7 protein-coding genes are annotated in these 9,776 nt (G+C 59.6%); 6 read left to right on the top strand and 1 reads right to left on the bottom strand.

All coding sequences use genetic code 11. The features are described 5' to 3' along the window. The 5 genes from C4334_RS07135 to C4334_RS07115 all read left to right on the top strand — a co-directional run. A partial coding sequence (locus C4334_RS07135) for an SLOG cluster 4 domain-containing protein (RefSeq protein ID WP_502943413.1) occupies positions 1–538 on the top strand: 538 nt, incomplete at its 5' end. 94 nt (positions 539–632) lie between these two features. Then, positions 633–1,424: an SDR family oxidoreductase gene (locus tag C4334_RS07130; protein ID WP_352431394.1), complete on the top strand. Its 792-nt coding sequence runs from the start codon at positions 633–635 to the stop codon at positions 1,422–1,424. 66 nt (positions 1,425–1,490) lie between these two features. After that, positions 1,491–2,123: a carbohydrate-binding family 9-like protein gene (locus tag C4334_RS07125; RefSeq protein ID WP_352431393.1), complete on the top strand. Its 633-nt coding sequence runs from the start codon at positions 1,491–1,493 to the stop codon at positions 2,121–2,123. 633 nt (positions 2,124–2,756) lie between these two features. Next, a complete protein-coding gene (locus C4334_RS07120) occupies positions 2,757–5,117 on the top strand; it encodes an Rne/Rng family ribonuclease (protein WP_352431392.1) in 2,361 nt (786 codons plus the stop codon). 107 nt (positions 5,118–5,224) lie between these two features. Then, entirely contained in the window at positions 5,225–6,214 is a 990-nt protein-coding gene (locus C4334_RS07115) for an alpha/beta fold hydrolase (RefSeq protein ID WP_352431391.1), read from the top strand. Between the two features lie 120 nt (positions 6,215–6,334). Here C4334_RS07115 and C4334_RS07110 read toward each other — a convergent pair whose 3' ends face one another. Beyond that, complete coding sequence (locus tag C4334_RS07110; RefSeq protein ID WP_352431418.1) at positions 6,335–8,095, bottom strand: sigma 54-interacting transcriptional regulator; 1,761 nt, start codon at positions 8,093–8,095, stop codon at positions 6,335–6,337. Positions 8,096–8,838: 743 nt separating this feature from the next. Between C4334_RS07110 and C4334_RS07100 the strand changes: the two genes are divergently transcribed. Next, positions 8,839–9,102, top strand: a complete 264-nt coding sequence (locus C4334_RS07100) for a hypothetical protein (protein WP_352431390.1) — start codon at positions 8,839–8,841, stop codon at positions 9,100–9,102. Positions 9,103–9,776 lie beyond the last annotated feature (674 nt).

Here is a 9,776-nt window from a genome sequence, read left to right as displayed (position 1 = left end):
GCTGCCTGCCGCAGGCAGCGCTGAACTCGCGGCGCGCGCCGCGGCGTTGGGACGTGCCATCGCCGCGCGCCGCGCCGTGCTCTTGACCGGCGCGACGACCGGCATCCCGTACATCGTCGGGTGCGCGGCGCGCGCCGCAGGAGCTTTTCACCTCGGCATCTCGCCCGCCGCTGACGAGCGCGAGCACACGTCGAACTACGGCTTGCCGCTCGATGCTTGCGACGTGATCATCTACACGGGATTCGGTCTCAAAGGAAGAAACGTCGTGCTCGTTCGTTCGTGCGAGATCGCGATCTTCATCGGCGGCTCGATAGGATCGCTCAACGAGTTCACTATTGCGTACGACGAGGGGCGCATCATCGGTTGTTTGACCGGCACGGGCGGCGTCGCCGATCAGGCGGTCTCTCTTCTGCGCCTCTTTCCCAAGAAGACGACCTCGCGCGTGCTGGCCGCTTCCGATCCCGACGAACTGCTCGATCTTTGCCTGCAAGCGCACCGCGCTCAAAACGACGAGAAGCAGGGGAACAGAAGACCGTAAACGCGCCGCGCATAAGAACGGCACGGACATGAGCGATTCTCCTGTCCGGTGAATGACGTAAACGCGCCGCGCACGAAACGAAAGGAGCGCTCAGATGGATCTCGGATTGCGTGATCGTGTGGCTGTGGTCGCTGCCGCCAGCCGCGGCATCGGGTTCGCAACGGCGATGGAACTGGCGCGCGAAGGCGCACGCGTTTTCCTCTGCTCGCGCAATGCAGAGAACGCTGCCGAGGCTGCACGCAAGATTAACGCCGAAACAGGCGCCGAAGCCGTGGGCATACGCGCCGACGTCACCGACGAGCGCGAGACGCACGACTTCATCGCGGAAGTCGCCGCGCGCGCCGGTCGCATCGACGTTTGCGTGACCAACGCTGGCGGTCCACCTGCATCGACGGCTCTGCACACAGAACTGGAGACCTACAGGCGCGCCTTCGAACTCAACGCGCTTTCGGCCATCAGGCTGGCCCGCCTCACGCTCCCACATATGCGCCAACACCGCTGGGGGCGCATCATCAACATCACATCGGTCTCGGTCAAACAGCCGATCGAAGGACTGGTCCTATCCAACGCCGTGCGCGCTGGGTTGACTGGTTGGGCGAAAACGCTCGCCAGCGAAGTGGCACCCGATGGCATCACGGTCAACAACGTCGCGCCCGGCTATACGCTGACCGAGCGGCAGACGGAGTTGGCCGAAGCGCGGAGCCAACAAACGGGCAAATCCAAAGAGGAGATCATCGCGCAGTGGGCTGCGCAGGTACCCATGCGCCGCTTGGCGCGCCCTGAGGAGATCGCCGCCGCGATCGTCTTTCTCGCATCGGAGCGCGCTTCATACATCACGGGCGTAACGCTGCAAGTCGATGGCGGATACGTTCGATCCATCTTCTGAGATAGACGTCGGGATCGCAGCTCTTCGACTGAAACCTTTGCGCTGAAGAAGCGGTCAAAGATGAAGATGAACGGCGAAACAGAAGAGATCATTGCCGCGCGCGTCTCCGAACCGATCGAACAAGATGCGTGGGAAGCGGCTTCGCCAACGAAGATAACGCGCTATTGGTCCGGCGACGAAGCGCCCTCGACGCGCCACGCGCAAGCGCGCCTCGTGTGGTCGGCGGAAGCGCTTTACGTTCGCTTCGTTTGTCGTCAGGCCGAACCGCTCGTCGTCGCCGAGCGCCCGAGTTTGGACAGCAAGACCATAGGTCTTTGGGAGCGCGACGTATGTGAAATCTTCATCGCCCCTGATCCGACTCATCCTGAACGATATTTTGAGTTCGAGGCGGCGCCGACGGGCGAATGGCTCGATCTCGCCATCTTGTGGCAGCGCGACGGTCGCCAAACGGACTGGAACTACCAATCAGGGATGAGAGTTCAAGCGAACGTGCGTCGTCGCTCGACGACCATCGTCATGCACCTTCCATGGCGAGCGTTCGGACAAAGGCCAGCGGTCGGCGACAGATGGCGCGTCAACCTTTTTCGCTGCGTCGGCGCTGGCAGCGCACGCGGCTATCTCGCGTGGCGACCGACGCGCACGCCGCGCCCCGATTTCCATGTTCCAGCGGCTTTCGGTTGGCTGTCGTTCGCCGATTGATGCGCCAGCGGCTCAGTTGCGTTTGATCTCGACGGGCGGACGCGGTCGTTGGCGTTTGCGCGCCTCCTCGGTTATACTTTGCTGCTCGTCCTGCGCGAATTCACTGAAAGCTGCGTGCTTGGTAGATAAAGGCGCACGTCGGAGCAGGCCGGGTTTTGAAAAGATTTCGTAGCGGCGACGTTGAAAGCCACAGAGCGCACGCGAACAACGGCTTTCAACGCGGCAAACGTGAGCGAGAATTTCCAAGCGGTACAGGGCCGCACGTTCGAACCAACGAGTTGTCAACGCGCTTTCGGCGTCCTTGCGGCGAATGGGTCTCGTCGAGCGGCTCTTTCATGAAGAGTTCTTCGTCGCGGCCCGAAGCGAAGGGTTCGATGTGCGCATGAATCGGTCAAACGCGCGCCGTGCCTTAGCGCGAAGATCTCTGCGGTACCACACCAAACACTCCTTCGGACGAGGTCCACACAGGATGGTTCACGGCGCGTTTTGCGCCCTGCCCCGTTGGAGCGGAAGATTCACACTCCGTTTGCCACGCCCAAACAACCGCGCTGGCGGGTCGTCATCTTTGGCGCGCTCGAACGGACGCGACCCGTCGCGGTATGAGGAGAAGAGCTCTCAAAAATGTCCAAGGAGATGATCATCAGCGTCAACGGACGCGAAAAGAAGATCGCCATCATTGAAAACGGTCAGGTCACGGAGTTTTACATCGAACGCGGCGAAACCAATCAAGGAGTGGCCGGCAACATCTACAAAGGGCGCGTCATGCGTGTGCTGCCCGGAATGCAATCGGCCTTCGTTGACATTGGTTTGGAACGCGATGCCTTTCTCTACGTCTCTGATTTTTCGGATCTGTTCGACGAGAGCGAGGAATTCGATCGCATCAGCATTCCGAAAAAGGTCGAACGGACGCGCGCCGCTGAGCGCCACGCCGAGCGCAAAGAGGCTCGCACGACTCCGTCCGAAGAAGCGCCGCTCACACCGGTCGAAGCGGGACCGACCTTTGAACTTACTGATGAGAGCGAAGGAACCGTTTCAACCTTTGAGCTGGCCGACGAAGAGGAACCGGCCTTTGAAAAGACGGAAGAACTCCGTCCCATCGAAGCTGAAAATTTGACGACTCCCTTCGCCGCTGGCGCCGGTTTCGAGCGCGTCGTGGACGAAGAGGGAGCCGCAGACGAAGGCGCGCTGCTCAAAGACGCCATCGTGCAAGAAAGGATCACGGACGAGGTTCGCGCGCTGGAGTTCGACATCGAACCAACGACCACAGCTGAAGTCGGCTCGATCTTGTCGAGCGTCGCCGTCTCCTCGGCGTTCGAGCGCGTTGATGACAGCGACGCGCCGACAACCGCCGATCCGCCCGTTGCCGTTGCGTCGGAGGTGGAAGAAGCGCCCACATCGCGTCGCCGTTCGCGGCGTAAAAAGAGCGAAGCCGCCGAAGTCGCACAAGAGGAGGCGCCCGCTTCGCGTCGCGGACGGCGCAAGAGCCAAAAGGCGGAAGCGCCAGCGCCGAGCTCGCGTCGCGGTCGGCGTCGAACCGAAACGAAGCGGACCGAAGCAACGGACGAGGGGTTAGAGGATAGCGAAGCGCGCGTCTCCTCTTCGACTTCGCGCGCCGAATTCGCCCGGCGTCGTCGCCGCCGCCGCACCAAACAACAGGCAGAACCGGCAACCGACATATCCAATGGCAATGGCATTGAGACAAGCGCCAGTGAAACGGCACCGGCGGCCGTGATCGCGCCGCGCACGGACGGCGCAGGTCGCTACCAGCAACCGAGCATCACGGAACTTCTGCGCGAAGGGCAAGAGGTCATCGTCCAGATCGCCAAAGAACCGATCGGTCAAAAGGGCGCGCGTATCACCTCGCACATTGCGCTTCCCGGACGCTATCTCGTTTACATGCCGACCATCGAGCACATCGGCGTTTCGCGCAAGATCGAATCGGCCAATGAACGCGCGCGGTTGCGCAAACTCATCCAAGCCATCATGCAAGAGGAAGATGTTCCGTCGGGCGGCTTCATCGTGCGCACGGCAGGGACCGGCGTCAGCGAAGCGGCGTTGCGCGAAGATGCGCGCTATCTCGTGCGCACATGGCAAGAGATTCGCCGCACGGCTGAAAGAGTTAAAGCCCCGGCGCTCATTCATCGCGATCTCGATCTGGTGCAACGCATCTTGCGCGATCAACTGTCGGATGAGTTCACGGCGATTCGCGTCGATTCCGAAGAGGAGTATTTGCGCGTCGTCGAGTTCGTCAATCGCGTCCAACCGCGTCTTGTCAATCGCGTTAAGCTCTACACGCGCGAAGAACCGATTCTTGAAGCTTACGGCGTACAGCAGGAGATCGATAAAGCCATCAAGCCTCGCGTTTGGCTGAAATCAGGCGGCTACCTCGTCATCAACCAGACGGAAGCGCTGGTGGCCATCGATGTCAACACGGGCAAGTTCGTCGGGCGCGGCAGCAATCGTCTCGAAGACACGATCACCAAAACCAATCTCGAAGCCGTGGAAGAGATCGCACGGCAGATACGTCTGCGCGATCTCGGCGGCATCATCGTGCTCGACCTGATCGACATGGAAGAAAGGCGCAACCGTCAGCGCGTGTTGCAAGCTTTGCAAGAAGCCCTGCAGCGTGATAAGTCGCCGACCAAGGTGCTGTCGTATAATGATTTCGGTTTGGTCATTATGACGCGCAAGCGCGTCAAGCAATCGCTCGAACGTACGCTCTGTGCGCCGTGTCCTTACTGCCAAGGAGCTGGACTAGTCAAATCGCCGCAAACGGTCTGTTACGAGATCCTCGAAGAAGCGCGTCGCTTGGCGCGAAGCATGGGCGATGAGACCATCAAACAGGTGACGCTGCGCGTCAATCCGGAAGTGGCGCGCGCGCTGCGAACCACCGAACAGGACGTGCTCGCCGAAGTCGAAGAGCACCTCGGACCGGTCGACATCACGAGTGACGAGAGCGTGCATCAAGAGCAGTTCGATTTCGCTTTCGTCTGACGCTCATGAGCGAATCGAAGACGACTCGACCGAAAGCGCAGAGGGAAACAGAGCAGAAACGCCTCTGCGCTTTGTTTTGCACCTCCCATGAACGATTCGCGACGAAGATGAGCAGAAGAAACAAATGGTGGAAAGGTTTGCTCGCCGGCGGCGCGGGTCTGGCCGCGCTGGCCACCGTCAACCTCGTTGCCGCACGACGGCGCAAAACGGCGGACCCGCCCGCTGAGGAATTCGGCGGCCAGGTGGAATTCTACGGCTGGAAGCACGGCGGCATCATCTATCGCCTTGCCGGTCCAGAATCTGCCCCGCCAGTGGTCTTCGTCCATGCCATCCTGGCCGGAGCGTCGAGCTTCATGTGGCGACGCAACTTCGGCCCACTCGCCGATCGCTTTCGCGTTTACGCGCTGGATCTTCTCGGTTTCGGCTTCTCCGACAAACCACCGACGGCCCCCTACAGCGCCGATTCATACGTCGAGCTATTGCGCGACTTCTTGCGCGACGTCGTTCGGCAACCGGCCCACTTCGTGGCCAGCTCTCTGAGCGCGGCTTACGCTGTGCGCGTCGCCGACGAGCAGCCAGAATCCGTACTCAGCCTCACGCTCATCTCGCCGTTGGGGATCGACGCTTTTCATCAACGCCCCGGCATGGCCGGAGCGGCCTTTTATGGCTTGCTCCACTCACCCGTGCTCGGCACTTCGTTCTACAACGTCATTGCCAGCGAACGCAGTCTGCGCGATCACGCGCGCCACCAGCTCTACTACGATCGGAACGCGGTTGCGCCCCGACTCATCGCACACTACTACGCAATGAGTCACCAACCCGGTGCACAATACGCGATGACGGCCTTCCTTTCCGGCTACTTGAACTGCGACGTGCGCGCAAGCTTCGCGCGCCTTGTGCCGCCGGTGACGTTGATCTGGGGGCGCGACGATCGAAGCAACCCGCCTGCGCGCGCTGGAATTTGGCTTCGGCTCAATCCGCGTGCGCGTTTCGTCGTCTTCGATTGCGCCCGTCTGATGGTCCAAGAGGAGCAGGCGGAAGCGTTCAATTCTCTGCTGCGCGAAGAGTTCGCGCGTAAAAGTCTGGTCGCGGCTTAGGACACGCTATCGGCTCCTGATCAGCCTGAAGCAAAGACCGTTGATTCGAAAGCGGTTTGCCGAAGACGCCCGCTTCGGTGTCGTCCGCCTTGAAAAAGACCTCTTCGCGCCCCGCGCTCCTCATCGAACGCTCTGAGCTGCTGTTTCAGTGTCGTCTGTCATAAAGGAGCTGTTTTCACGGGTCGCCGAAATCGCCGTTGCGTTCCTCGGCGCGCGCGCTGTGTGGCGTACGCTCTTCGCTCCGATGATCGAACGTCGACGCCGTTCGCAGGGCGTCCCTGCAAGCAGCCCTTTGTGGCGCGTGCCGAGGATGAACGAAAGGCGCTGATGGCTGATGCCCAATAACCGCGCCGCTTGCGTAACGCGACCGCCGGAATGATCGAGCGCGCGTTTGATCAACTCCGCTTCGTAATGGTGCAGCTCCTCTTCGAGCGAGCAACTGCGCCAAGCATCATCGAATCCTGCGCGCTGCGTCCTTCTCAACCCAACGACGGCGACCGCCTCCGGGCGAATGGTCGCGCCATTCGCTGATGAAATGTATGTCCGCTCGATGAGGGCGCGCAGCTCGCGCGCGTTGCCGCGCAACGGCAACCGCCCGATCTCGCCGAAACACTCCTCGGTCCAGTTCAAACGCTTGCCGTATCGCTGCTCGGCCTCTTGAATGAAGTGGGAAGCGAGCGCGCGCACATCCTCGGGCCGCTCGCGCAACGGCGGGATGAACAGTTGAAAAGTCGCCAAGCGATAGAACAGATCGACGCGAAAACGTCCTTCTTCGACGAGCTTTTCGAGATCGCGATTGGTCGCCGCAACGACGCGCAGATCAATCCTCTCAGGCACGCCCGCGCCGAGCGGGCAGATTTCGCCGTGCTCGATCAAACGGAGCAGCTTGGCTTGCGCCGAGAGACTCAGTTCACCGATCTCATCGAGAAAGAGCGTGCCGCCAGTAGCCTCGCCCGCCGCCCCAACGTAATCGTTGACAGCATCGGTAAAGCTTCCGCGGCGGTGACCGAAGACTTGCGATTCGAAGAGCGTCTCGCTCAAGTTCGCGCAATTGACGGCAACGAATCGTCCGGTTCGACCGCTCCACTGATGAATCAAACGGGCAAGCACGTCCTTGCCAGTTCCGGTCTCGCCCAAGATGAGCACCGCCGAACCGGTAGGCGCGATGAGTTGCGCGTATGCGAGCAACGCCTTTGTCTGCGGCGAAGCGCAAACGAAGGCAGACTCTGCAAAAGACCTGAGACTTTCACGCGATGTCGCAATAATGCGACGCGCGCAACGACGCAAACGTTCGTGGATCTCACTCGGCGCTGGCCGCAAAAGGTCGTCGGCGCGCTCGTAGAATTCACGCAATTCCTCCGCCGACAAAGACTCGCTGAGTTCTTCAATGAGCGCGAGCGCCGCGTTTGCCGCTCGCTCGGCATCGCCGATTTCTTCTGCCGCGCTCAAAGCTTTCATGAAAGCGCTGCGTGCTTGTTCTTTTCGTCCCAGTCGGGCGAGTGCCGCGCCCTGCGTCGCGAGCGCTTCTGCAAGCAGGTATTTCTCGTCGCCGCGTTCGAGCGTTCGAATGACGCCGCGAAGAATGCGTTCGGCGTCCGAATTACGCCCTTGCGCGAGAAGCGCGCGCGCGCGCGTCTCATCGACCTGCGCCAAGCTTCCAGCGTCGCGCAAGCTATGGAACAAGCGCCGCGCTCGCTCGAGATGCGCGTGTGCTTCGGCGAACTTCCCAAGCTTGAAGAGAAGGAATCCGATGTTGTTCTCAACTCGCGCGCAGTAACGCAGATGCCCGGCCTGCTCAAAATAGTAACTCGCGGCGGAATATTCGATGAGCGCCCTATCTAGATAGGCGGTCTCCCTTTCGGAAACCCCTAAGTTGCGCATGACAAGCGCACGAGTGTTGTGAAACTTTCCTTTGAGAGTGGAAGGAATTCTTTCGCTGCTCACCAAATGTTCCGCTTCGTCTAGCGCGGCAATCGCAGCAGCAAAACGTCCAGCGGCGCGATTTGCTTCCGCAAGTCTAACAAGCGCCATCGCTCTTAATTCTTCGTCCGTCGTGCGAGACAGCGCGTCGTGTAGTATCGCGCATGACTCTTCAAATTCTCCTTGCCTCCAATAGCTCCAAGCCAGTTCTATTGTTGCTTCGATCTTTCTCCGCCGATCATCGATCGAATCGAAAAGATGAATCGCTTTTGTGATAATGTTTTTAGCCGCCTCTTGAGAACCTTTGACTTGACGCGAACTGCCCAACCAACCGGTCAGGCTTCCAACTCGAAGTAAAACCTCTCCGAGTAGTCCCGAGTTAAGCGATTCGAGCTGTGGCACGACGCCTATCCCTTGCCAAAGATCGCCAAGAACATGTGTTGCAGCTTCGTAATTGCCAGCGTCTTCCAATTCCCTAGCCTGTTCACAGCGCCAACGAATTTGCCTATCTAAGTGGAAATCTATTCTTTTATCTCTTGTCACCGTGTGGTGTCTTTCCTTCATTTGGTGAAGCCTCTTGTGTTCGATCAAGTTGAAGTTTAATTTCTGCCGCTTTGGCATTATACTGCGCTCGTTTGAGCCGCGGGTTGAACGTTCTTAACGCTCAACTCGAAAACTTGAACTGTGCAAAAGGAGAAGAGAGAATGAATGTTTTGCGCCGATTGTTAGCGGTCACAGCTCTTTCCTCCATGCTCGCGCTTGCCGTTTACGCTGGGGAGATGGGGACTGGTTACGCGCCCCCACCGCCAACCACTAACGCTGCAGGTGAGATGGGCACTGGCTATTCATCTTCACCAACCACCAGCGCTTTGGGCGAGATGGGCACTGGAGCAACTCAGACATCATCGACTAGCTCGATCGCAGAGATCCTGCTTCTCATCATCCAAGGGTTGACGCCGCGAATCTGAGCTCTCTCGACTGGTCTTTCCGACCTGAGTAGCGAGGCTCAAAACTTCAGCGTCTGCCTTCGGTGAGTTCTTTCCCGCCACCTCGCGCGGCGGACTAGGATGAGTGTTTTTCGTCCGCGCAAAACAGCCGGAACTCGATAAGCTGAAACACCCAAACGATTTCGAACCGCCCTTCTTGCTCCAGCGACGACAACGCCGCCAAAGCATCCTATTCTCTTTGCCACTGGCTGATGAGCCATTGCGAATCAAAATACGGCGCGGTTGCCGCTGCCGGAGCATCCTACCCTCTTCCCACAGGGAAAACAAGTTTTAAGGCCGCTCCGTGTTGCAACACACAAAACCCATCGAGATCGCTTCGTGAGCGCCGGCTTGCACGGCGAAGCGCTAATCGGCGACCGAGCGGATCTTCGCGACAATAGATAAAACATAAAAGGATGTTGGAACGACGTGGTGTATCGGCGATGGTGTTGCGTAAGGGAAACAGTCAACGAGCAACGCCTTTTCCGACACAGAGTGAAAACATGCGGCCTCCCTTTGTCGCGCAGCCCCATCAGTTCTTCGCCACCTCCAGAACGCGCCGCCGGGAGTCCCCGGCTTCGCGCCGTGGGGAGGAGGCGGCGCACGCCCTCTTCCATCATTATCTGGTATAATGCGAGCGTGATGGAAATTCAGCG

The sequence above is a fragment of the Pyrinomonas sp. genome (genome assembly GCF_040289685.1).
Classification (GTDB): domain Bacteria; phylum Acidobacteriota; class Blastocatellia; order Pyrinomonadales; family Pyrinomonadaceae; genus Pyrinomonas.
Note: the sequence above shows the minus strand (reverse complement) of the source record. Positions and strands in the feature narration are given on the sequence as shown.